The following is a 22473-nucleotide window of genomic DNA, read 5'->3' as shown; positions in this document are numbered from 1 at the left end:
GCTTCAAATCTCAAAAATATTGATAAATTTAATTTAAATAAAATCATCAAGTTACAAGCAACGGCACTTCCGTCATTTTAATTTTGACGTAAAATTTGAGAAATGAATCACAATCTTTTTTACCGATTTCATAAAATCGTGTCATTGGTAGTCAGAAAGGATTTAGAGTTTCAGCGTATTGTTATACTTTTCGTACAAACAACGTGACATTGTTCTCAAAAAAAACCGTTAAAAAACATCGTCAAAATCGATTTTAACGAGTTTAATACTTCCTTAAGGAGCTCCCTTTGCGTCCACTCTGGTACATGGTTTTATTCGTTCTCGCTTTTTCAGCTAGGCAAGCGGTCGCCGAGCCCCTTTATTGGCAAGCACAAAAGGATGATCTGACACTCACTATCTTAGGTTCAGTGCACGTTGGAGACGAGAGTATGTACCCCCTTCCTTCGGCGATCACCGACGCGCTAAAAAACAGTGATGGCTTAATTATCGAAACGGATATCAGAAAGTCTGATGGCGTTGTATATCCCCGCAACAAACTCACGACTGCCGATGTACTCAATACAGAACAGCTGCAATTATTAACCGACATATCAAAATCATTGGGCATGCCGACGCAACAACTGCTTCGCTCACCGCCTTGGGCAACTTCTCTCTCCATACAAATGCAGCAGTTAAAAAACCTTGGTTATGGCTCCGCCAGCGGCGTTGATGCGACGCTAGCGAACAAAGCGACTACCCAAGATGTTCCGGTTATCAGTTTGGAGCCTCTGCAATTCCAAATAGACCTGATGACAAAACAAAAGGACGACGGTAAAGAGTGGTTAGTCAGTAGCCTTGAAGAATTTGACCAAACTGATCGCGTGGTTCATTGTCTGATTGAAAGCTGGAAAGCGGGTGATTTAGCGAAGCTGGAAGCCTTCTCAGAACTGTCAGAGATGTCGCCTGAACTTGAGAAAGCATTCTTAACCGATCGCAACATAGACTGGGCAAACAAACTATCCTCCAATGATTGGAAGCTTAAGACTAAAGGGAACTACATGATAGTAGTTGGTACCTTGCACCTAATTGGAGAAGGTAACCTTATACAGTTATTAGAAAAGAAAGGCTTCAGTGTCATTCAGCAATCACAAAGCCAATCAGCCCAATGTCAATTTGAGACTAGCTAAAAAAGCTAACGATGCTCAACCTCATTTTGTTTTCGTTATAAAAGCATTTCCTTAATAACAGAATCTTTACATTTAATAGCACCATTGCAGTGCTATTATCTTTCGCTCTTTTTACCTATGGCGTTGTTCTAATGAAACCAGTACTTTTTGCTTTCCCTTTAGCCCTCACGATGCTGATGCCCTCAATAGCCTCAGCCAAAGAAACATGCACCATCGAACAGTTTCAGGCGATAGACATACAACCGGATACCAAAGGCGGTGTATTAGATAAAGAAAGCGGACAGTTTTTGATTACAGAGAAACCACCGATGCGCTGCGCCAATATTACGTTCACAACATCTACAACACGAAACCGTATCGCAAGCCAAATGAACAACAATTTTGAAGCAAACTTTTACGACAACCAAACGGGAAGCTCTCACTCGGTGACGTTTGATGAAGATGAAATAAAGGCAGGTTACATTCGAATAGGCCCGAATAAGCCAGCGGAAGCGTATGTTTGTTTTGTTACCTCGGAAACACCGATAAAAGATATTACGTGCGATGTGAATTGATCATTGAGTTGCTTGAAGAAAAAAACAGGGCTAAGGGAAAGGTCCGTTTTCCGCATAGCCCTATTTTGCTGCTTACTCGGTAGCTTAAAGTATGTCTGTACTCGCTTCGGAATAACGTGCGATAATCGGATTTTCTAATGCATTCGGATCGCCCGGCGACCACATTCCACGCTTCATTCCTTTCACAATCAAATGAATCACCGCGGCATCAATAGCAGACATCACAGCAATATTGACCGGTTCATTTTGGCTATAGCCCATTTCAACTTCCAACAGTTCTTTGTAATCAACAAATCGAAATGCGCCGAACCCAATCTCGTGTGAAGAGATAGTTTTAGTGGTGGTGACACTCAATAGAACTTGCCCGGTTCTAACGTCAACGGCTCTTAAATTCACAGTGACTTGATCCGTTCTATATTGTCCAGAACCACCGATCCCAAGATACTTAGCACCCGCACCGCCTGTCACGATATTCGAGTCATAAGCCACAATCCCGCCTTCGATGACGATGTTAGCGGAACTCAAAGACGACAAGTCTGCCCCATGATTATTTACGACCTTATCTTTTTTCTGAGCCGCTCGAATGATCTTACGTTCAGTCAATAAGTTTTGGAGCCCTTCACGCTCCAGAGGTACAAACCACTGAGAGTCGATAAGTGCTGTCGTCAATAAAGACGTCCCACCCTGTGGCACTGCTGTGGAAAAGTTACTGTTTGGCTGAGGCTTGTATTGGCCTGTTTGATCTCTAAAGTCATAAACTGAGACCAATATTTTCCCGCGAGGCTGAGGTAATGAGATAAGATCGGTATAAGTCGATCCTCTCGGCATCAGTTTTGGCGTTTCAGAAGTCTCTGGAATTTGCATAGAGTAAGTGCACCCTCCCAACACAAAGGTCAAGAAGACGATAATGATCGATTTCATAACACAATCCTTGTGATTAGAGGTCTGGGTTTAGTCCCGAAACACTGATTTCTGTTGATTCCCCAGTCTCTTTATCGACGATTTGAACCAACAAAGTCCCGGAATCATCCACAATATTCAGGAAAAAATCATCAGTTTCCAACTGCCCCGTGTTTCCATTACCCACGTCAGCAAGCAATTGGCTAATTAAACGGGACTCTAAACTAGACGCTAAACGATCTAAGGCTGATTCTTGCTCATCAAAGATATCCCTTGCACTTGGGTCTTCATAATCATTGATAGCATTAGCGTGATTAAAAAGGTGAGAACTGTTTAAAGCGTTTCCGCCAAAACTTGGATTTACGGGCGTATAAACTAATTCGCTTGAGTAAACCGAAGGCGAAACTATCAGCGCAATGAGCGCGGCCTTTCTGAAAAATATCGACATCCTTGGCTCCTTAAAATTCATCATGGTCTAGATCGTAAGTGTCCTGAAAGATCCGTTCCGCTTGCCATCGGATGATGTAATTCCCAACCACTCGTGTTGCATCGGCAGCGCGTTCTTTCGCTTGTCTACGACCAGGGGACAACGCCGTACGGAAGATCGGTTTTCTAGAGTGTTGAACCTCTATGATGCTTCCTGATAACGCCGTTGGCCTTTCTTTTACCGTCAAATTTTCCTTAAGGTCGGGATAACTATCATTGAGCGATTGCGAGAAGAAAAAATAGAAATCCTCTCCCAACCGCGTAATGGTTCTGTCCACAATGATTCCATCGACTTCACTGAAGTCATTGAATTTTTCCTTAAGATTATTTGTCGAGTCCTCAAGTTTTTGTCCATTTTCTAAAGGAGCAGCATTTTCAAGACCATGACTCTTTTCTTCTGCATGAAGAGCAAAGGAAAGCAGAGTTATTGTAAGCAGCTTGATTTTCATATGTGCTCCCATTCAAAGTCTATTTACAAAATGAGAATGTGATTCGTTGAAACTGAATAAAGCGTAATTCATGCTTACAGTGGCATATATAAACTTTCGAATTAATTACTGAAGGGAATTGATTAACTAAGGTTGGTAGGATTCGGTCAAATACTAATTAAATTTCATATGAACAACTAAATATTTTCAACTTTAAGTTTATAGCTGTTCGTAAATTCAAGGCCTAGGATTTCGATAAGACAAAGGTTCACTCATTCCCTACGCAGTTTATTTTCGTAGGGATCATAATCACGAACACTTTAAGGTAAAGATGATGGTAATTGGGAAAGCATCACTTATCAGCTTAACTTGTTTATATTTTTTATCAGGAGGTTTTAATAATGCTATCGCGTCAGATATAGAAGGGGATTTTTTACATAATGTTAATCAAGATATAGTCAATGATTATAATTATTTAGAAAGCTTCTCTTCTGGAGATTTAGATAATTATTCAGAATTAAATATATCTAATGCTACTGATTCAATAGCAATAATAAAGCAACGCAGTCCTGGTATTACCGCGAACAACAGAGCGAAGATAACGCAAAGCGGAAGTTCTAACTCCGCATACATTGGTCAAACAGGGCGCAATAATACCGCCTTAATAGACCAGAATGGTTCAAATAACGATGCCGCAATTGGGCAACTCGGAGTAAATTCTGAAGCGCTTATTTCCCAAGACGGGAATAACAATTTAGCAGTTATCGGACAAGCTAACGTCTCAAGACAGAGTAGTCAGCTGAGCATTGACCAAAAAGGCAATGGCAATACTGCTTATTTGGTTGGTTCTGGAAGAAGTAATTTAGGAATTTCTCAAGACGGCAACGACTTTGCTTTAGTGAAAGCGTCTAGCTCAATGAGAATTCACATCAATCAAGCCAATTAGCGCGCAGTATGGAAAGCTTGATTCACCGTTGCTTCTCGATGAAGTAACAACATAGTCGACATGGAAATGTATAAGGATACAACTTATGAAAGTTACACAAATTGGAATTATAGTCGGTGCTATTCTGGGCTTTAATGCAGCATACGCAGATAATTTACCTGCTCCTTTTCCAGCCTCTGAGCCAGCGTTGGGGACAATAGAAGGAACAACCGATCTTGGCATATCATCGACAGTAGCCGGTATTCAACCTTTAGCGATGGATAATACTGCCGTTTGGCAAATGGGTAGTGGCGATAATGCCAATGTCACCATTAACCAGAACACGTCTGGTGTTACTGATGGGCATGTTGCACTAGTTGACACACATGCTAGCTATAACTCTGACGTAGTGGTTCAACAAGATGGCAATCTCAATGAAGCTCACGTTAAGTTACGCTATGTAAACAACAACGCCTGGGTTGATCAAGATGGTGTTAGTAACCAAGCCCAAATTACAGTTCAACCTTATGGTCGAAGCAATGATTTACGAGTTACACAAGTGGGTAACGAGAACATCTCTGTCGTCAATGCTCTAGGTGGTGCTGACTACAATGAAGCTGATGTGAATGTCTCTGGTAACTCCAATACAACCTATACCGAGTTTAGTAACGCGAGTGTTGATAATAATGATGTAGACATCGATATCAGCGGCGATAATAACTATGTTCAAACGATAGTCAACACCGATGTTGGTGGTGGCGACGATAACTATGTCGATATCGATCTCGTGAGCAGTAGCGATAACCGAGTATTCACGTTACAAACAGGATCTCATTCAGATGCCATTGTTAGCTTAACAAACAGCAGTTCAAACCAATTTATGATTGAACAAACCTCTTATGATACTGCTCTCGTTTCAGGTAATGGCGCAATTGGTAATGTCGGTATAATTTATCAGAATTAATATGATAAAGAGTGCATATATTAAAACGGCGTTGATCGCCGTTTTATTTATTTCTTTCCATTTTAATGGATTTTCTTCTGATTTAAATTCAGTACAGTGCCTGATAAAAAATAAAAGTCTTATTCTGACCATAAATAACAGTGTGGCATCTTCATTAACGTTGAGTACGAACACCAACTCTAATTTCAACCAGAATACGAATAGTGGTATTACAACGTTGATTATTAATATAAATCAGTTTCCTGCCACTATAAAACTTCACCCAAACAAGGGGATCTGGAAAATTCATAAAGACTGTACAATCAATAAAATAAAACCATAAATCTCGGTAATTCCCTCTTTCTACTTAAGTATTATTTTACCTTCGACAATACTATTAAATTAATTTCATAGATTTGATGAATAATTAGCTTTAAAAATTAGCAAAATAACAATACGTGCTTTAAACTAAAACACCTAAAGTTCAAGTAATGAGTTAAGAAAAGGAGTTCCACATGGCTAAACTGGAGGCTCATAACGCCATTTTACTTGCGGAGAACAATTTACAATCGATACTACTAAAAGAGTCTATAGAACAGAAAGTTAACCTGAACATAAAACTCATATCACCGGAAAGGCTCAGTGCTAAATCCCTAAAAAACGATGACTTAGTTCTGATTATTATTGATTTCCCGACAATGAGTAAGCAATACATTGAGAAATACCAGGAGCTCAGAGATGACGTAGCAAGTGATGTCCATGAAGTGCTACTCAATACACCAGGCGATTTCCCGCACTCTGAAATGCTTAAATGGCAGTATCTTGTCGGCATTTTTTATACGTCGGACACGCTTGAAAAGCTCGTGGCCGGCTTTAACTGCATTTTGCAAGGCGAGATGTGGATGAGTAGAAAGCTCATTTACCAGTACATTAGCTTCTACAGAGAGAGGCAGTGCGCGAAAACCAGTCCTTATTACCTCAAGCTGACCAAACGCGAGCAGCAGATCATTAAGTTACTCGGTGATGGAGCATCTAACACTCAGATAGCAGATACCCTCTATGTCAGTGAGAATACGGTCAAAGCACACCTTCACAACACGTTTAAAAAAATCAAGGTGAAGAATCGCTTACAAGCTTTGATCTGGGTTAAGAACAACGTTGCGACAAATGAGTTTGTCCAATAGACCTAACTCTCTGCCCTCAACCATAAACAGTCAATGCAGTTAGAATGTAGAAATCCCAAATACAAAAAAGCCGTAGCATTTCTGCTACGGCTTTTTCTAATGTGGTCGGTGAAGAGGGATTCGAACCCCCGACCCTCTGGTCCCAAACCAGATGCGCTACCAAGCTGCGCTATTCACCGAGATATCTAACTGGCTCATTGCCTGTCGATGGAGCGTATAATACGGGTTCTGAATTTATCCGCAAGGGCTTTTTCTCATATTTATTGCGATTTTGAATCGTTCGAACAAAAGACATACAACAACGAGCATGATGTGACGAAAAACACACAGTTACCAACAAGTATTTAACTTATGAAACAGGATTGATCCAGATCAGTGAATTGATAATGCTTGTTAATACACTAAGCCATGTCATATAACTTTGAGGTATACACATGGACTTTTGGCTAGATCTCCTATTTGGTAATGCGGTGGGACTATCTTCAATGATAGTAATCTTCGGGGCTCTGGGTCTCATGATGTTTTATGGAGGCTTCTTCATATACAAAGTTATGACTGAAAAATCTCCTCACTAGAATCGCTCTGCCTAAATCATTTACTTTTAAGTATTCTTTTACTTTATAAGTAAATGTCAAAACGCTTTGCACCGGAGCAGACTTATTGTCTTCTCCGGTTTTTTCATTTTTAAACCTAACCTCAACTTAGGTATACTTACCCTATCCTTCTCCAACTTGAGATACACACTATGTCTCATGCTGATGACTTAGATCTATTCCAAGAAATGATGGGCGATGTTAAACGTATCGACCATGACACCGCTGAACACCAGAAAGTACACCGAGTCACCGAATCTCACCTTGCTAAGCGTGAAGCCGCTATGTGGCTGTCTGACGACGAGAAAGACTACTTATCATTAGACTATTCGCCAATGATCAAGCCAGACGATGTTGTTGCTTATAAAAAAGACGGTGTACAAGAAGGCGTATACAAAAAGCTGCGCCTAGGAAAATACCCTATTCAAGCCAAGCTCGACCTTCATAGGAAAACACTGAAAGACGCACGTAACGAAGTGCTTTCATTTTTGCGTCAGTGTTTAAGAATGGATGTTCGTACTGTCATCATTGTTCATGGTAAGGGTGAGCGTTCGAATCCACCTGCAATGATGAAAAGCTACGTGGCAAATTGGCTAACACAAATCAACGACGTTCAATGTGTTCATTCTGCTCAGCAATTTCATGGTGGTACGGGCGCAGTCTACGTAATGCTCAGAAAGAGTAATGAGAAAAAGCTAGAGAACAGAGAGCGCCATCAAAAACGCACCAGTTAATAGGTTGAGATAGATAAATGGACTAGTAACGATTTTGCATCAAGATCGATATTTCGTGCCTAGACTCACACCAAGTGCTAAAATTACCTCAGTTAACGAATTTCAACTCAAAGCAACTATCCAAAGGTTGCTTTTTGTTTATCTACATTTCCGTTGTGAAACGCTAAGAGAATATCATGTCACAAGAATCCCAAGCTAAACGCCTTAATAAATACATCAGTGAAACTGGTTTTTGCTCACGCCGCGAAGCCGATAAACTGATTGATGCAGGCCGAGTTACTATTAACGGTAAGATCCCTGAAATGGGTACTAAAGTCTTGCCAGGTGATGATGTTGAGATCGACAATAAGCCTGTTCGCTCAAAAGAGAAGCCGATTTACATTGCTCTCAATAAACCAACAGGTATCACCTGTACGACTGAGCGTGATATTCCTGGCAACATCGTCGACTTTATTGGCCACCACAAGCGCATTTTCCCGATTGGTCGTCTAGATAAGCCTTCTGATGGCCTTATCTTCCTAACCAATGACGGCGACATCGTAAACAAGATCCTACGTGCAGGTAACAACCACGAGAAAGAATACGTGGTGCGTGTAGATAAGCCGATTACGACGGAATTCTTGAAGCAAATGGGCGCTGGCGTTCACATTCTCGATACAGTCACTTTGCCATGTAAAGTAGAGAAAGAGACTAAGTTCTCATTCCGAATTACGCTAACACAAGGCCTTAACCGCCAAATTCGCCGTATGTGTGAAGCGCTCGGTTATGAAGTATTTAAACTGCGTCGTGTTCGTATTATGAATATCTCACTAGACGGTATTCCTAACGGCAAATGGCGCTACCTGAGCGACGAAGAGATCACTGAAATTTTAGCGATGTGTGAAGGCTCAGTAAGTACGGAAGATGCGTCAAAAATGAACGCGAAAGGTCAACGCATTCGCAAAGCGACTGACGCGAAACTTTTTGATAGCCGTGAAGAGAACCAAGCTTCAACAGCACGCCGTAATCAAAACGAGAACCGTACACGCACCTACCGCGGTAACAATGCGGATGAATTCCGTCATGCACCTAATTCAAAGCGTGGCCGCAATTCATCGAATGGTGAAAGCGGTGGTAATACCGAGAACTGGAAATCGAACTCTCGTTCAGAGCGTTCTAATTCAGATAGAAATCGTTCGGATCGCAATCGCACAGATCGCGATAATACCGATCGTAGAAGCGGGAAGCCGGCAAACCGCAGCCAAGATTCAAACAGACCGAACAAACCTGCACCAAAGCGTGTTGGTGGTACTTTAGGTCTGAAGAAGTAGTCTGAATCAGTAAGACGAGACTCTCGATATAAAAACGCCCGCTAGATTAGTCTAGCGGGCGTTTTTGTTGGTCATTCGATAGTTTTATCATCATGACGACGACAATCTATAAACATAAATCAGCAAACTGACCGCGAGTCAGAAATGTTAAGTCTTTTGGGTCTAATTCAATCTCTAGCCCACGCTTACCTGCACTCACACATATCGTTTCAAAATCTGTCGCACTGGAATGAACGAAGGTAGGCAGTGCTTTCTTCTGACCAAGCGGACTAATGCCACCAACAACATAACCCGTGGTTTTCTGAGCAATATCTGGATCAGCCATCTCTGCTTTTTTGCCTTTCGCCGCTTTTGCTGCCAGCTTTAGGTTTAGCTTCTGGTCGACAGGAATAACGGCGACTGCCAAATCTTTCGCCACACCATTCAAGCAGAACAACAGCGTTTTGAATACACGTTTGGGATCTTGACCAAGCGCTTCAACGGCTTCTAAACCATAGTTCGTATTATTGGCATCATGATGGTACTGATGCACGCTATGAGCGATTTTCTTTTTCTTGGCGAGATTGATTGCTGGGGTCATAACAAATCCAAACGATAGATAAACAAAAAGCGACGCCGAGGCGTCGCTTTAGTTAAATTTATCATGGTGCTAGAGTCAATCTAATTTAGCACCTATTGATACAATTGCTTGGATTCAATTACTTGTAAACTATTTGGCCTGAAGGCGCGTACTTGTTCACGTCAACCGGGCTGTTTGCTTCTAGGTACTCTTTCAGTACTTCAGCATCAACAAAACCAGTATTTACGTAACCTGGGTGATCAGACAGTTTAGGGTAACCGTCACCACCAGCAGCGTTAAAGCTTGGTACTGTGAAACGGTAAGTTTCGTCTAGACGAAGCTGTTTGCCACCGATGAATACATTCGATACTTCACCGTTCGCTACTGTCATAGAGATTCCAGCAAACTGAGCGTAAGCACCAGAATCGATTGGTTTAGTCGCTACTACATTTAGGTAATCCAGAACTTCTTTACCCGTCATGTCTGTGTAAGTCAGGATGTTTGCAAAAGGCTGTACCTTCAGTACATCTTTGTAAGTAACATTACCGGCTTCAATTGAGTCACGAACGCCACCAGAGTTCATCACAGCGAAGTCTGCTTTTGCACGCTCCATGTGAGAAGTCGCAATCAAACGACCTAGGTTGGTCTGTTGGAAACGAACGACGTTACGATCGCCTTCAAGCTTGCCATTTGTCTCAGCGATTTGAACTTCTAGCTGTGCCTGACCTTGCTCTTGGAAAGGACGTAGGAATTCAAGTAGCTCTGGGTCTTGTGCGATTTCATCTTGAATAAGAACACGTTGCTTCTTACCGTCGATCTTAACTTTCTTCTTAAGGTTAACTGGAATCAGGTCGTAGCTCACCATCTCTAGCTCGCCATTACGGAATTCGTAATCAGCACGACCTACGTACTTGCCCCACTCGTGAGCTTGAACGATGTAAGTACCGTTCTGTACGTCAGGCTTACACTCATCACCCGGCTTGAAGTTTTTCTTCGCAACGTTAGGGCCTTCCATACATACAGGCTCTTGAGAGTGACCACCAACGATCATGTCTAGATCGCCTTCGTTTAGGTAACGAGCAAGTGCGACATCACCCGGAGCATTGACACCACGTTGGCCATTTTCGTAGTGACCCATATGAGTCACAGCAAAGATTAGATCCGGTTTTTCTGTTTCTTTAAGTTCAGCGATTAGCTTCTTCGCTTCTTCTTTAGGATCACGGAAGTCGATGCCTGCGATAAATTCAGGGTTACCAATCTTTTGGGTATCTTCAGTTGTTAAACCAATAACCGCAATCTTGATGCCTTGCTTTTCGAACATCTCGTAAGCTTGGAACTTACGTTCACCTGTCGCTTTATCGTAGATGTTTGCAGATAGCATTGGGAAGTTAGCCCAGTCGATCTGCTTTTGTAATACGTCTAAAGAGTTATCAAACTCGTGGTTACCCAATGCCATGGCATCGTAACCAATTTTGTTCATACCTTTAAAATCAGGTTCTGCGTCCTGAAGGTCTGACTCTGGAACACCCGTGTTGATGTCACCGCCAGATAGAAGCAACACGCTACCGCCTTCTGCTTCAACTTCTGAACGAAGTTGGTCAACTAGCGTTTTACGTGCAGACATGCCGTATTCGCCATATTTATTCTGCCAGAAACGACCATGGTTATCGTTTGTGTGAAGAATCGTTAGCTTGTAAGTTTCGTCTTGGTTCCAATCATGAGCTGATTGAGACGCACACCCAGCTAGAGTAGCTAGAATTGCAGCACTTAGTGCTGTCTTTAGAATAAGGCGTTGCTTCATTGTCATACCTTTGAACTTTTTAGGGAATCCACTGCTTTTTATAATCTATTGCGACCCCTTTCCTGGAGTTCGAACAATAAGACTTCAACATGACTAATCTTAAATTAACATTCTAGATGTAACACGACGATTTCATATTTATGTCGAATTGGTCACGCATAGGTCAACAGTTAAGTGTAACAAAATTATGAGATTACACTCAAACTTCCCCTGCATCACAAGCAATCGTTTACTTACAAAGTGTGATGAATATCAGTAATTTACTGCAAACAGGACTGACCTCACACTCATATAAGAGTTTCTTAGGTAATAACCCGCCACGTTAACAACTCTTTAAATGAACGGTTTATGTTCGGCTGCTTTTACGAGATTAAAAAAAGCCCAATTCAGAGAACTGGGCTTTCTTAGATCAACTTTGTTAAATAACGTTTCCGTTACTTCACATCCATCTCAATTATTTAATATCAATATGCTCAAAGCCTTTGATAAGGTCATCAAGTGCTTTCATCTGCTTCAAGAACGGCTCTAGTTTGTCTAGAGGTAGCGCAGATGGGCCATCACAACGAGCTTGGTCTGGGTTTGGGTGAGCTTCAATGAACAGACCCGCAATACCCGTAGCAAGACCCGCTTTAGCAAGTTCAACCGTTTGCTCACGACGACCGCCAGATGCAGCACCTGATGGGTCACGCATTTGTAGAGAGTGCGTCACGTCGAAGATGATTGGGCTACCGTTTGAAGACTTCTTCATTACGCCAAAGCCAAGCATATCCACAACAAGGTTATCGTAACCCATGCAAGCGCCACGCTCACAAAGGATGATGTTGTCATTACCGCACTCAGCGAACTTATCAACGATGTTGCCAACTTGATTCGGGCTCATGAACTGAGGCTTCTTCACGTTGATTACCGCGCCAGTCTTAGCCATTGCTTCAACAAGATCAGTTTGACGAGCTAGGAATGCAGGTAGTTGGATTACATCAACCACATCCGCAACAGGCTGAGCTTGAGCTTCTGTGTGGATATCAGTAATGATCTTCACGCCGAAAGTATCTTTCAGCTCTTGGAAGATTTTAAGACCTTCTTCCATTCCTGGACCACGGTATGAATGAACTGAGCTGCGGTTCGCTTTATCAAAAGACGCCTTAAATACGTAAGGGATGCCTAGCTTTTCGGTTACTTTTACATAGTGCTCACAGATCTGCATAGCAAGATCGCGAGATTCAAGAACGTTCATGCCTGCAAATAGCGTAAATGGCTTGTCGTTTGCAATTGGCATATCGCCAATGTGAACTGTTTTTTGTTCCATCATATTCTCTCTAAGTAATTATTAATTAGTGAACGACCACTGTCTTTTCGTTCATGACGTTCACTTGAGATTTCAGTAACTCAGATGCAGGGTCATCTGGGCATTGGTCGATAAAATATTGATAATCGGTTGCGGCTACTTGGTGACAGTCTAGCTGCTGATAGATAAAACCGCGGTCACGGATTTCATATGGGTCATCAGGTACAAACGTCAAAGCAAGGTCAGTACACTTCAATGCAAGCGTATAACGCTCTTCTCGCAGCAGTGCACTCTTGAGCAGGGCTAACCACTTACCAATAATTGTTGGGTGGTCGGCGACTTCTAGGTGCTCAGGTTTCACCTTAGCTAATGGGCCGTCATGTCCAATTAACCATGCTCGCAGCGTTTGTTCGCCAACATACTCACCGTTATAAGGGTTAATATAGGCTGCAGCTTGCCCGTACCAACTTACTTTAAGTAAGAATTGAGTCGGGAAAGAGACGCCCTCTACAGGAAAGCCTAGCTTGCGACCTAGAAAAAGAAAGATCGCCCCCAGACTCACTGGAATGCCTTTCTTTCTCTCAAGCACTTTATCGATGAACGCGTTTTCCGAAGAGAAATACGCATCTTTATCGCCAGCAAAACCCCATTCATAAAAGAATAGTCGAATAAAAGATTCAAACTTCTGCTGTTCATCGGTTTCATTAACCAAAGCAAACTCGGCGTCTTTTAACAATCTCGCCAGCTCTTGCTCTGCCCAACTGTCTTGAGTTTCTGGGTTAATCGCTTTATTTAAGATCAATGCACCTTCAGCTAATTCTAGCTGGTCAAAGTCTTCATCAAAAAATTCGTACATAGATAGTTAACCGAAATAAGGAGATAATTAACCGAAAAATGTTGGTGTCTTGGTCATTGCGATTTTGCCTGCCATCGCTAACCAGCCAAGCGCACCAAAGAAAGAGAATACTCTCAGTAGCTTGTTTTTACCTAGCTTAAGCGCAAAGAAACCTAATGCGATGTAAGCCATAACACAAGTTAGTTTTTCGGTTAACCATGGTGCTGCTGGTGTAAATGGAATAAAGCCAGTGATGAAAATCAAACCAATACCCGATAGCAATAGCAACGAGTCATTGATATGAGGGAAACGCTGCAAGAAAGGATGCTTAAGCTTAGGTGAGTTAGCCATCATAAGAGCGAAACGAATCGAGAGAAGTAGCGCACTTATAGCAATCGTTAATAGGTGAAAATGTTTTAGACCTTCGTACATGGTATTCCTTTATATTTTTATATGTGCTTTCGTTAACACGAGCCTCACAATACCCGTTAATGCTCTGTAGTTCTGCATAAAATCTCTGTATTTCTGCGTTAAATGCATTATCGGGTTAAATGTATTGTCGAGTTAAAGGTATCAATTTAGCAAGTTCATCATCCATTGCTCACAAGACGATTAACAATCACTAACTATGAACAGTAACGACCCAATGTCACTCGGTCATTACCACCGTAATCTTTCTCTGTGACAACATCGAGATAACCGAGCGCCTGCATAATCTCACGAACTGCCAAACCTTGGTCATAGCCGTGTTCAAATGCTAACCAACCTTCATTTTCCAAAAAGCCACGTGCGTTTTCAGAAATGTATCGAATATCTGCAAGCCCTTTCTCTTCAGCAACCAGTGCTGTGATCGGCTCAAAACGCACATCGCCTTGAGACAAATGAGGATCATTCTTCTCAATGTATGGCGGGTTAGAAACAATCAGAGAGAATTTCACAACGCCTTCAGAGCTCAAAGGCTCAAACCAACTACCATGCAAAAAAGTCGCATTGGTGATGTTGAGACGTTGTGCATTCTCTGTAGCAAGCTGCTGTGCTTCAGGGCGAAGATCAATACCCGTTACCTGTCGATTCGGCATCTCAGACGCCAATGCTAACGCGATAGCACCTGTACCAGTCCCTAAATCGAGAATCGCGCCTTGCTTGCCGTACGTTTTATCCAAAGCTACCTCAACCAAACGCTCGGTATCTGGGCGTGGGATTAATGTAGAAGGGGAAACTTTTAACGGCAGTGACCAAAACTCACGCTCACCAATTATGTAAGCCACAGGCTCACCGGTTAAGCGACGTTTTAGAAGGGCATTGAATTCAGACTCTTGCTCTGAGGTGAGATGCTTCTCAGGCCAAGTCAGTAGGTAAGATCTTGGTTTATCTAAGGCGTGACAAAGCAGTACCGCGGCATCAATAGAGGGTGATGTGTTATCACCCTCTTGAAGCTTTACGATTGCTGCTTTTAAAGCACTTTCAACCGTATATGCTGACTGCATACTGGTTAGTTGTTCTCTGCAAGTGCAGCAAGCTGATCGGCTTGGTGCTCTTGAAGTACAGGATCAAGCAAGCTTTGCATGTCACCTTCAAGTACTTCGTTAAGACGGTAAATTGTAAGGTTGATACGGTGATCCGAAACACGGCCTTGTGGGTAGTTGTACGTACGAATACGGTCACTACGGTCACCCGAACCTAGTAGGTTACGACGTGTATCAGAAACCGCTGCCGCGCGGCGCTCTTCTTCTGCTTGAACAATACGAGCAGCAAGAACAGCCATCGCTTTCGCTTTGTTTTTATGCTGAGAACGCTCGTCCTGACACTCTACTACTGTACCCGTTGGTAAGTGAGTAATACGGATTGCTGAATCCGTGGTGTTAACGTGCTGACCACCCGCGCCTGATGCACGGAAAGTATCAATTTTAAGGTCGCCCGCTTTGATTTCTGGAAGATCCGCTTCTGGGATCTCAGGCATAACCGCAACCGTACATGCTGACGTGTGAACACGGCCTTGAGATTCGGTTTCAGGTACACGTTGTACACGGTGACCGCCTGACTCAAACTTCATGGTGCCGTAAACAGCGTCGCCACTAACCTTAGCGATCATCTCTTTGTAGCCGCCTTGCTCAGAAGCATTGCTGCTCATGATTTCAACACGCCAACCTTTCTTCTCAGCAAACTTAGAGTACATACGGAACAGGTTGCCCGCGAAGATACCTGCTTCATCACCACCCGCACCTGCGCGGATTTCTAGGAAACAGTTACGCTCATCGTTTGGATCTTTTGGAATAAGAAGAATCTGTAGCTCATCAGTCAGACGCTCAATTGCTGCTTTCGCATCTTTGATTTCATCTTGAGCCATTTCACGCATTTCTGCGTCGTCTTCGTTTGCCATCTCTTCAGCAGCTTCTAGATCTTCTTTCGCTTGCTGGTATGACTGGAAGCAAGCTGTCACTTCTTCAAGTTGAGAGTATTCTTTCGAAAGTGCACGGAATTTGTCTTGATTCCCGATTACATCTGGATCACCAAGTAGATGTTGAACTTCTTCATAGCGTTCAACAAGTGTTTCAAGCTTTACTAGAATCGAGGCTTTCATAATGTCTTATCTTGTTGGAGGTCTAATATTATTGAGGGTTTTCTAAGCCCAAACTCTGTCTAATGACCATTAATTTTGCAGGTTCTCCTTGCTCAGCTGCACTTTGAAGTGCGCGCGTTGGAGCATGGATCAATTTGTTTGTGAGCTTATTGCTGAGCTCGAGTAAAACTTTTTCAGGGTCACCGCCAGCGGCAAGCGATTGTAAACTTTTACTTAATAATTCTTCGCGGATTTCGTTAGCCGATTTACGGTAATCTCGAATACTGTCTACCGCTTGTAAAGAGCGCATCCAACTCATGAACGCGGCACTTTCTTCACTGACGATCGCTTCAGCTTGAATCGCTTCAACTTTACGTTGTTCGATATTGCCATCAACAATCGACTGCAAATCATCAACCGAATAAAGGTAGGCATCATTTAGATCACCAACCTGCGATTCCACATCACGTGGAACGGCAATATCAACCAATAACATCGGCTGATGCTTTCTTGTTTTTAGAGCAGTCTCAACCATACCCTTACCGATAATAGGCAATGGACTTGCGGTTGAGCTAATTACGATGTCCGCTCGATGAAGATGATCAGGGATCTCATTCAAGCTGATCACTTCAGCACCAAATTCTTCTGCTAGCCCTAGAGCACGTTCTCGAGTTCGGTTCGCCACAATCATTTTTGTACAGCCATTCGCCGAAAGGTGCTTAGCCACCAGCTCAATGGTTTCACCCGCACCAACCAGTAACACGGTTGAATCTGCGATGGATTCAAAAATATGCTTGGCTAAGGTACAGGCTGCGTAAGCTACAGAAACCGCGCTTCCGCCGATTTCAGTTTCAGTTCGAACACGCTTCGCAACAGAAAATGATTTCTGGAATAGTTTTTCCATTGAAGCATCAACGGATTTGTTCTCTCGCGAGTCCGTATACGCTTGCTTCACCTGACCTAAGATCTGCGGTTCACCCAAGACTAAAGAGTCCAAACCACAAGCAACGCGCATTAAGTGTTTAATCGCCGCCTGCTCTTCATGGATATAAAGGCTTGGCTTTAGCTCTTCTGGGCTAACTTGATGGAAAACCGACAACCAATCGATGAGTTTGTTTTTAGCCACGCCTTTAACGTCGCAATACACTTCAGTTCGATTACAGGTAGAAAGTATGACACTTCCATTCACGTGTGCATTTGCGTTAAGTTGCTTGAGTGCCTCAGATAATTTATCTGGACCAAAAGCGACTTTTTCTCGCAATTCAACCGACGCTGTATTGTGATTGATACCTACGGCAAGCAAAGACATGTATCAGAAGTTCTCGATCAGGGAATGGAAACAAGGGGCGAATTTTACTTGATGCATGGCTCTATTTAAAGAGCAAGCGGGATTTGTTTTCCTGAGTTCGTGAATTCAATGCTATAGTTGAAGCGTTTTTTAGATAAATTTGAACAAGTTGTGAGCAAACATGAGCAAGCTTCTCAAAATCGCGTCTCTTATTTTTATGGCCATAACTATGGTGGGTTGCTCGTCTATCCCAGAACAACCAACCAGCGTTGAATGGCAAAGTCATCAAGATCGGCTTTTACAGATAGACAACTATCAAGCCTCAGGCAAGCTCGCTTACATTTCCCCAGAGCAACGTCAAAGCCTAAATTTCATTTGGAAACATTCACCAAATCAAAGTCAATTAAGGCTCACTACTTTTCTCGGTCAAACTGCACTGAACCTAACCATAGATCCATCGGGTGCAAAAGTCGTGACCTATGGCGATCAAGTATTTACTCATGCGAGCGCTTCAGTCTTGGTTGAGCAGCTGACAGGTTTACAGATCCCTATTGATCACCTGCCACAATGGTTCCTTGGCATTCCAGACCAAGCCGATAGCTACCAATTGAACACGACCAACACGCTTGAGTCTCTCACCAAACAAGTCAGCAACCAATTATGGACACTGAGTTTTGCTAACTATCGCAATACAGAGATGCCGAATAAGCAACTATCGGGTGAAGACAACACTAAGGTAGAGATAATCCCACTCCCTACTCGATTGTCATTCAAGCAAGACAATAACAAAATCAACATTGTAGTTTCGAAGTGGACACTGAAAAAATGATAACAACGCCAACGCATTGGCCTTCTCCGGCTAAACTGAATCTATTTCTTTACATCATAGGTCGACGTGACAATGGCTATCACGAACTTCAAACTTTATTTCAGTTTGTCGATTTTGGTGATGAACTAACGGTTACCGCAAACTCAGAAACTAGCTCGATAACAATCACACCAGAAATCCCTGGGGTAGCGCTTGAAGACAACCTAATTTGGAAAGCCGCTACTGCACTTCAACAGTACACCTCAACCTCTTTCGGTGCCGATATTGAGCTAAAGAAAGTGCTACCAATGGGTGGTGGTATTGGCGGAGGCTCTTCAAATGCTGCAACTGTGTTAGTGGCGCTTAATTACTTGTGGCAACTGAATCTTTCTGATGATCAACTTGCAGAGATCGGTTTGAAGCTTGGTGCTGACGTTCCTGTCTTCGTTCGAGGCCACGCCGCCTTTGCTGAAGGGGTTGGAGAACAATTGTCACCAGCTAATCCGGATGAAAAATGGTATCTAGTCGCCAAACCTCAAGTGAGCATAGCAACTGCAGACATATTCAAACATTCAGAATTAACTCGAAATACGCCAAAGCGAGCGCTAGCAACGCTTCTAGAGCAAGAATACGTAAACGATTGCGAAAAAATTGTGCGAATGCTGTACCCAGAGGTTGATAAGCAACTTTCATGGCTGCTACAATACGCGCCGTCGAGATTGACTGGTACAGGTTCGTGCGTTTTTGCTGAATTTAACAGCAAAAAAGAAGCCGAATTGGTGCGAGAACAACTGCCTGACACAGTTTCCGCTTTCGTAGCGAAAGGAAGAAACATTTCTCCTTTAAAAGAAACTCTGGCTGAATACCAATCAGCCCACCCACAATCTATTTAAAACTGGACGCAACCCGAGGTTTCCACCGTGCCTGATATGAAGCTATTTGCTGGTAACGCAACACCTGAACTAGCCCAACGTATTGCTGATCGTCTATACATCTCTCTTGGCGATGCTACTGTAGACCGTTTTTCTGATGGCGAAGTCGCTGTTCAAATCAATGAAAACGTTCGTGGTAGCGATGTATTCCTGATTCAATCAACTTGTGCACCAACCAATGACAACCTTATGGAATTGGTGGTAATGATTGACGCAATGCGCCGTGCTTCTGCTGGCCGTATTACTGCTGTAATCCCTTACTTCGGTTATGCCCGTCAAGATCGTCGTGTACGTTCTGCTCGTGTGCCAATTACTGCAAAAGTTGTTGCAGACTTCCTTTCTAACGTTGGCGTTGACCGCGTTCTTACTATCGACCTACACGCAGAGCAAATCCAAGGCTTCTTCGATGTACCTGTTGATAACATCTTCGGCACTCCAGTTCTTCTAGAAGACATGGCTAACCGTGGCCTAGAAAACCCAGTAGTGGTTTCTCCAGACCTTGGTGGTGTTGTACGTGCTCGTGCAACGGCTAAAGCGCTAGGTGATGTTGACATCGCTATCGTTGATAAGCGTCGTCCACGTGCTAACGTTTCTGAAGTAATGAACCTAATCGGTGATGTTGAAGGTCGTGACTGTGTTATCGTTGATGACATGATCGATACGGGTGGCACACTATGTAAAGCAGCTGAAGCGCTTAAAGAGCGCGGTGCTAAGCGTGTATTCGCTTACGCAACTCACGCTGTTTTCTCTGGTACTGCTGCGAACAACATCAAGAACTCTGTTCTAGACCAAGTTATCGTAACGGATTCTATCTCTCTATCTCCAGAGATGGCTGCGACGGGTAAAGTGACAACACTTAGCCTTTCTCGCATGCTTGCTGAAGCGATTCGTCGTATCAGCAACGAAGAATCAATCTCAGCGATGTTCAACTAATCAAAGCCCAATAGCTTTTTTTACAAAAGCTTGGTTTTAGAAACACGCGAGAGAAAGATATTAAGCACTTCAGTCAATGAAGTGCTTTTTTTATGTCTGAGTAATATTGCACTGCTAGTTATCACAAACAGGAATAATCGCGCAGCTATCAGCTAGCTCGCACCTTTTTCATAAACTGTGATATCATACGGCGCTTTTTGAAATCCCAAGAGAGATCCATACCTTGAGCCAACAAATAAAACTTCTCGTTGGACTGGCTAATCCAGGTCCAGAATACGCCAAAACTCGCCACAACGCGGGCGCTTGGGTAGTTGAAGAATTAGCGCGTGTACATAACGTGACACTAAAGAACGAACCAAAGTTCTTTGGCCTAACGGGTCGTATCATGGTTCACGGTGAAGATCTTCGTTTGCTGATCCCAACGACTTTTATGAACTTGTCAGGCAAAGCAGTTGCAGCCTTAGCAAAGTTCTACCAAATTAAACCAGAAGAGATCATGGTCGCTCACGATGAGTTAGATCTGCCTCCTGGTATTGGAAAGTTTAAAAAAGGTGGTGGTCATGGCGGACATAATGGTCTGAAAGACATCATCAGCAAGCAGGGTAACAATAAAGAATTCTATCGTCTTAGATTAGGCATCGGCCATCCAGGACACAAAGATAAAGTTGCAGGTTATGTATTAGGCAAAGCTCCTCAAAAAGAGCAAGAGTGTATCGAGGCCGTCGTTGACGAATCGGTTCGCAGCCTAGACATCTTATTAAAAGATGGCCTACCAAAAGCACAAAATCGCTTACATACGTTCAAAGCAGAATAAGGTTTATATCATGGGTTTTAAATGTGGCATCGTTGGTCTACCAAACGTTGGTAAGTCAACTCTGTTTAACGCACTGACTAAAGCAGGCATCGAAGCAGCAAACTTTCCATTTTGTACGATCGAACCAAACACAGGTATCGTTCCGGTTCCAGATCTACGCTTAGATGCATTAGCAAAAATTGTTAATCCACAGAAGATCCTTCCAACGACAATGGAATTCGTAGATATCGCGGGCCTAGTTGCTGGCGCATCTAAAGGTGAAGGTCTTGGTAACAAATTCCTAGCTAACATCCGTGAAACTGACGCTATCGGTCACGTTGTACGCTGCTTTGAAAATGAAAACATTGTTCACGTTGCTGGCAAAGTATCTCCAATTGAAGATATCGAAGTGATCAACCTAGAACTTGCACTGGCTGACTTAGACAGCTGTGAGCGTGCAATTCAACGTAACGCGAAGAAAGCGAAAGGCGGCGACAAAGACGCTAAATTCGAAATCACTGTACTAGAAAAGCTACTTCCAGTTCTAACTGAAGGTGGTATGGCACGTACTGTTGAACTTGGCAAAGAAGAAGCGGCAGCAATCGGCTACCTAAACTTCCTAACGCTTAAGCCAACAATGTACATCGCAAACGTTGCAGAAGATGGTTTTGAAAATAACCCATACCTAGACGCTGTTCGTGAATACGCAGAAAACGAAAACAACGTTGTTGTTGCTGTTTGTGCAGCAATCGAATCAGAGCTTTCTGAGCTTGATGACGAAGATCGCGAAGAGTTCCTTGCGGATATGGGTATCGAAGAACCAGGTCTTAACCGAGTGATCCGCTCTGGTTACGAACTACTGACTCTTCAGACTTACTTCACAGCTGGTGTTAAAGAAGTTCGTGCTTGGACAATCCCTGTAGGTGCAACTGCGCCACAAGCAGCGGGTAAGATCCACACAGACTTCGAGAAAGGTTTCATCCGTGCTGAAGTTGTTGGATTCGATCACTTCATCGAATTTAACGGTGAGAGCGGTGCGAAAGACGCAGGTAAATGGCGCCTTGAAGGTAAAGAATACATCGTTAAAGATGGTGACGTTGTTCACTTCCGCTTCAATGTATAATTCTGATTAAACATCTAGAAAAAAGGCCAGTGAATTCACTGGCCTTTTTGTTTTTCCCCTTTCTAAATTGTCCCTCACCAGAAACTTAACTTCCTATATATATCGCCTTTTAGACCTGTTTTTTGTCGACAAATACGCCTCTTTGCCTAAAAAGAAACCGAACAGATGTTTATTCGCGATTTATTCAAAAAAAAAGTTGACGGGTTTCACTCAACTCCGCATAATGCGCCCCGTTCACAGCGAAGCGGCAACGTTTCGAAATGAGCAACAATATGGAAATGGCTACTTAGCTCAGTTGGTTAGAGCACATCACTCATAATGATGGGGTCGCAG

The 22473-nt window shown here is 43.0% G+C and carries 24 protein-coding genes and 1 tRNA gene; 13 read left to right on the top strand and 12 right to left on the bottom strand.

Translation table 11 applies throughout. The annotated features are described in order from the left end of the window. Positions 1-287: 287 nt before the first annotated feature. Both AB6D93_RS19770 and AB6D93_RS19765 read left to right on the top strand, forming a co-directional pair. Positions 288-1166 carry a TraB/GumN family protein gene (locus AB6D93_RS19770; protein ID WP_029235194.1) on the top strand — a complete coding sequence of 293 codons (879 nt, stop codon included), beginning with the start codon at positions 288-290 and terminating at the stop codon, positions 1164-1166. 131 nt (positions 1167-1297) lie between these two features. Next, positions 1298-1720, top strand: a complete 423-nt coding sequence (locus AB6D93_RS19765; RefSeq protein WP_102321503.1) for a hypothetical protein — start codon at positions 1298-1300, stop codon at positions 1718-1720. Between the two features lie 84 nt (positions 1721-1804). Here the strand turns inward: AB6D93_RS19765 and AB6D93_RS19760 are convergent, their stop codons facing one another. Genes AB6D93_RS19760 through AB6D93_RS19750 form a run of 3 tightly spaced genes read right to left on the bottom strand, consistent with a single transcriptional unit; the run spans position 1805 to position 3555 of the window. Next, positions 1805-2641, bottom strand: coding sequence for a CsgG/HfaB family protein (locus AB6D93_RS19760; protein ID WP_050646260.1), 837 nt, complete (start codon positions 2639-2641; stop codon positions 1805-1807). A gap of 16 nt (positions 2642-2657) precedes the next feature. Then, positions 2658-3068, bottom strand: a complete 411-nt coding sequence (locus tag AB6D93_RS19755) for a curli assembly protein CsgF (protein ID WP_102333662.1) — start codon at positions 3066-3068, stop codon at positions 2658-2660. A gap of 10 nt (positions 3069-3078) precedes the next feature. Continuing rightward, positions 3079-3555 carry a curli production assembly/transport protein CsgE gene (locus AB6D93_RS19750; protein WP_017064155.1) on the bottom strand — a complete coding sequence of 159 codons (477 nt, stop codon included), beginning with the start codon at positions 3553-3555 and terminating at the stop codon, positions 3079-3081. A 310-nt stretch (positions 3556-3865) separates the two neighbouring features. Here AB6D93_RS19750 and AB6D93_RS19745 point away from each other — a divergent pair, with 310 nt between their 5' ends. The 3 genes from AB6D93_RS19745 to AB6D93_RS19735 all read left to right on the top strand — a co-directional run bounded on the left by AB6D93_RS19745 (position 3866) and on the right by AB6D93_RS19735 (position 6586). After that, entirely contained in the window at positions 3866-4480 is a 615-nt protein-coding gene (locus tag AB6D93_RS19745; protein ID WP_241910919.1) for a curlin subunit CsgB, read from the top strand. 85 nt (positions 4481-4565) lie between these two features. Next, positions 4566-5423: a curlin gene (locus tag AB6D93_RS19740; protein WP_102333664.1), complete on the top strand. Its 858-nt coding sequence runs from the start codon at positions 4566-4568 to the stop codon at positions 5421-5423. Positions 5424-5917: 494 nt separating this feature from the next. Beyond that, positions 5918-6586, top strand: a complete 669-nt coding sequence (locus AB6D93_RS19735) for a LuxR C-terminal-related transcriptional regulator (protein ID WP_017064159.1) — start codon at positions 5918-5920, stop codon at positions 6584-6586. A 102-nt stretch (positions 6587-6688) separates the two neighbouring features. Here the strand turns inward: AB6D93_RS19735 and AB6D93_RS19730 are convergent. After that, positions 6689-6765: transfer RNA gene (locus AB6D93_RS19730), tRNA-Pro, on the bottom strand. Positions 6766-7020: 255 nt separating this feature from the next. Here AB6D93_RS19730 and AB6D93_RS19725 point away from each other — a divergent pair. From AB6D93_RS19725 to rluF, 3 genes are all read left to right on the top strand, one after another. Then, entirely contained in the window at positions 7021-7161 is a 141-nt protein-coding gene (locus tag AB6D93_RS19725) for a DUF3149 domain-containing protein (RefSeq protein WP_017062321.1), read from the top strand. A 170-nt stretch (positions 7162-7331) separates the two neighbouring features. Further along, the gene (smrA, locus tag AB6D93_RS19720) at positions 7332-7913 is read left to right on the top strand and encodes a DNA endonuclease SmrA (protein ID WP_102333665.1); all 582 of its coding nucleotides are present in this window, start codon (positions 7332-7334) and stop codon (positions 7911-7913) included. A 176-nt stretch (positions 7914-8089) separates the two neighbouring features. Further along, positions 8090-9223, top strand: a complete 1134-nt coding sequence (gene rluF, locus AB6D93_RS19715) for a 23S rRNA pseudouridine(2604) synthase RluF (RefSeq protein WP_017064161.1) — start codon at positions 8090-8092, stop codon at positions 9221-9223. A 106-nt stretch (positions 9224-9329) separates the two neighbouring features. On the opposite strand, the gene ybaK is transcribed toward rluF, so the two are convergent. From ybaK to hemA, 8 genes are all read right to left on the bottom strand, one after another. Further along, entirely contained in the window at positions 9330-9803 is a 474-nt protein-coding gene (ybaK, locus tag AB6D93_RS19710) for a Cys-tRNA(Pro) deacylase (RefSeq protein ID WP_017066863.1), read from the bottom strand. A gap of 118 nt (positions 9804-9921) precedes the next feature. Next, positions 9922-11583, bottom strand: a complete 1662-nt coding sequence (gene ushA, locus AB6D93_RS19705; RefSeq protein WP_017066864.1) for a bifunctional UDP-sugar hydrolase/5'-nucleotidase UshA — start codon at positions 11581-11583, stop codon at positions 9922-9924. A 454-nt stretch (positions 11584-12037) separates the two neighbouring features. Continuing rightward, the gene (gene kdsA / locus AB6D93_RS19700) at positions 12038-12892 is read right to left on the bottom strand and encodes a 3-deoxy-8-phosphooctulonate synthase (protein ID WP_017069619.1); all 855 of its coding nucleotides are present in this window, start codon (positions 12890-12892) and stop codon (positions 12038-12040) included. Positions 12893-12914: 22 nt separating this feature from the next. Further along, positions 12915-13724 carry a SirB1 family protein gene (locus AB6D93_RS19695; RefSeq protein WP_017064164.1) on the bottom strand — a complete coding sequence of 270 codons (810 nt, stop codon included), beginning with the start codon at positions 13722-13724 and terminating at the stop codon, positions 12915-12917. Positions 13725-13751: 27 nt separating this feature from the next. Further along, a complete protein-coding gene (locus tag AB6D93_RS19690; RefSeq protein WP_009848726.1) occupies positions 13752-14135 on the bottom strand; it encodes a SirB2 family protein in 384 nt (127 codons plus the stop codon). 194 nt (positions 14136-14329) lie between these two features. Beyond that, positions 14330-15190 carry a peptide chain release factor N(5)-glutamine methyltransferase gene (prmC, locus tag AB6D93_RS19685; RefSeq protein WP_102333666.1) on the bottom strand — a complete coding sequence of 287 codons (861 nt, stop codon included), beginning with the start codon at positions 15188-15190 and terminating at the stop codon, positions 14330-14332. A 5-nt stretch (positions 15191-15195) separates the two neighbouring features. Continuing rightward, positions 15196-16284, bottom strand: a complete 1089-nt coding sequence (prfA, locus tag AB6D93_RS19680; protein ID WP_017062313.1) for a peptide chain release factor 1 — start codon at positions 16282-16284, stop codon at positions 15196-15198. A 28-nt stretch (positions 16285-16312) separates the two neighbouring features. Beyond that, entirely contained in the window at positions 16313-17572 is a 1260-nt protein-coding gene (hemA, locus tag AB6D93_RS19675; RefSeq protein ID WP_017062312.1) for a glutamyl-tRNA reductase, read from the bottom strand. Between the two features lie 160 nt (positions 17573-17732). Here hemA and lolB point away from each other — a divergent pair, with 160 nt between their 5' ends. From lolB to ychF, 5 genes are all read left to right on the top strand, one after another. Next, positions 17733-18380 carry a lipoprotein insertase outer membrane protein LolB gene (lolB, locus tag AB6D93_RS19670; RefSeq protein WP_102333667.1) on the top strand — a complete coding sequence of 216 codons (648 nt, stop codon included), beginning with the start codon at positions 17733-17735 and terminating at the stop codon, positions 18378-18380. Further along, positions 18377-19252: a 4-(cytidine 5'-diphospho)-2-C-methyl-D-erythritol kinase gene (gene ispE, locus AB6D93_RS19665; RefSeq protein ID WP_170967443.1), complete on the top strand. Its 876-nt coding sequence runs from the start codon at positions 18377-18379 to the stop codon at positions 19250-19252. Before lolB ends, ispE begins: the two co-directional genes overlap by 4 nt. 27 nt (positions 19253-19279) lie before the next feature. Further along, a complete protein-coding gene (locus tag AB6D93_RS19660; RefSeq protein ID WP_004739814.1) occupies positions 19280-20224 on the top strand; it encodes a ribose-phosphate pyrophosphokinase in 945 nt (314 codons plus the stop codon). Between the two features lie 223 nt (positions 20225-20447). Further along, entirely contained in the window at positions 20448-21038 is a 591-nt protein-coding gene (gene pth, locus AB6D93_RS19655) for an aminoacyl-tRNA hydrolase (RefSeq protein ID WP_004739815.1), read from the top strand. Between the two features lie 10 nt (positions 21039-21048). Then, a complete protein-coding gene (ychF, locus tag AB6D93_RS19650) occupies positions 21049-22140 on the top strand; it encodes a redox-regulated ATPase YchF (protein ID WP_010439159.1) in 1092 nt (363 codons plus the stop codon). Positions 22141-22473 lie beyond the last annotated feature (333 nt).

The sequence above is a fragment of the Vibrio sp. 10N.247.310.23 genome (assembly GCF_041467155.1).
In the GTDB taxonomy this organism is placed as follows: domain Bacteria; phylum Pseudomonadota; class Gammaproteobacteria; order Enterobacterales; family Vibrionaceae; genus Vibrio; species Vibrio crassostreae_C.
This window is presented reverse-complemented; position numbering and strand designations above follow the sequence as displayed.

What these genes read in the sequence shown, in the direction of transcription:
- AB6D93_RS19745 (WP_241910919.1), top strand. Translation starts at nt 3,866, where the DNA reads ATGATGGTAATTGGGAAAGCATCACTTATCAGCTTAACTTGTTTATAT.
- AB6D93_RS19755 (WP_102333662.1), bottom strand. Translation starts at nt 3,068, where the DNA reads ATGTCGATATTTTTCAGAAAGGCCGCGCTCATTGCGCTGATAGTTTCG.
- ushA (WP_017066864.1), bottom strand. Translation starts at nt 11,583, where the DNA reads ATGAAGCAACGCCTTATTCTAAAGACAGCACTAAGTGCTGCAATTCTA.
- AB6D93_RS19690 (WP_009848726.1), bottom strand. Translation starts at nt 14,135, where the DNA reads ATGTACGAAGGTCTAAAACATTTTCACCTATTAACGATTGCTATAAGT.
- AB6D93_RS19760 (WP_050646260.1), bottom strand. Translation starts at nt 2,641, where the DNA reads ATGAAATCGATCATTATCGTCTTCTTGACCTTTGTGTTGGGAGGGTGC.
- hemA (WP_017062312.1), bottom strand. Translation starts at nt 17,572, where the DNA reads ATGTCTTTGCTTGCCGTAGGTATCAATCACAATACAGCGTCGGTTGAA.
- AB6D93_RS19740 (WP_102333664.1), top strand. Translation starts at nt 4,566, where the DNA reads ATGAAAGTTACACAAATTGGAATTATAGTCGGTGCTATTCTGGGCTTT.
- ispE (WP_170967443.1), top strand. Translation starts at nt 18,377, where the DNA reads ATGATAACAACGCCAACGCATTGGCCTTCTCCGGCTAAACTGAATCTA.
- AB6D93_RS19695 (WP_017064164.1), bottom strand. Translation starts at nt 13,724, where the DNA reads ATGTACGAATTTTTTGATGAAGACTTTGACCAGCTAGAATTAGCTGAA.
- AB6D93_RS19725 (WP_017062321.1), top strand. Translation starts at nt 7,021, where the DNA reads ATGGACTTTTGGCTAGATCTCCTATTTGGTAATGCGGTGGGACTATCT.
- ybaK (WP_017066863.1), bottom strand. Translation starts at nt 9,803, where the DNA reads ATGACCCCAGCAATCAATCTCGCCAAGAAAAAGAAAATCGCTCATAGC.
- AB6D93_RS19750 (WP_017064155.1), bottom strand. Translation starts at nt 3,555, where the DNA reads ATGAAAATCAAGCTGCTTACAATAACTCTGCTTTCCTTTGCTCTTCAT.
- lolB (WP_102333667.1), top strand. Translation starts at nt 17,733, where the DNA reads ATGAGCAAGCTTCTCAAAATCGCGTCTCTTATTTTTATGGCCATAACT.
- smrA (WP_102333665.1), top strand. Translation starts at nt 7,332, where the DNA reads ATGTCTCATGCTGATGACTTAGATCTATTCCAAGAAATGATGGGCGAT.
- prmC (WP_102333666.1), bottom strand. Translation starts at nt 15,190, where the DNA reads ATGCAGTCAGCATATACGGTTGAAAGTGCTTTAAAAGCAGCAATCGTA.
- ychF (WP_010439159.1), top strand. Translation starts at nt 21,049, where the DNA reads ATGGGTTTTAAATGTGGCATCGTTGGTCTACCAAACGTTGGTAAGTCA.
- kdsA (WP_017069619.1), bottom strand. Translation starts at nt 12,892, where the DNA reads ATGATGGAACAAAAAACAGTTCACATTGGCGATATGCCAATTGCAAAC.
- AB6D93_RS19765 (WP_102321503.1), top strand. Translation starts at nt 1,298, where the DNA reads ATGAAACCAGTACTTTTTGCTTTCCCTTTAGCCCTCACGATGCTGATG.
- AB6D93_RS19735 (WP_017064159.1), top strand. Translation starts at nt 5,918, where the DNA reads ATGGCTAAACTGGAGGCTCATAACGCCATTTTACTTGCGGAGAACAAT.
- rluF (WP_017064161.1), top strand. Translation starts at nt 8,090, where the DNA reads ATGTCACAAGAATCCCAAGCTAAACGCCTTAATAAATACATCAGTGAA.
- prfA (WP_017062313.1), bottom strand. Translation starts at nt 16,284, where the DNA reads ATGAAAGCCTCGATTCTAGTAAAGCTTGAAACACTTGTTGAACGCTAT.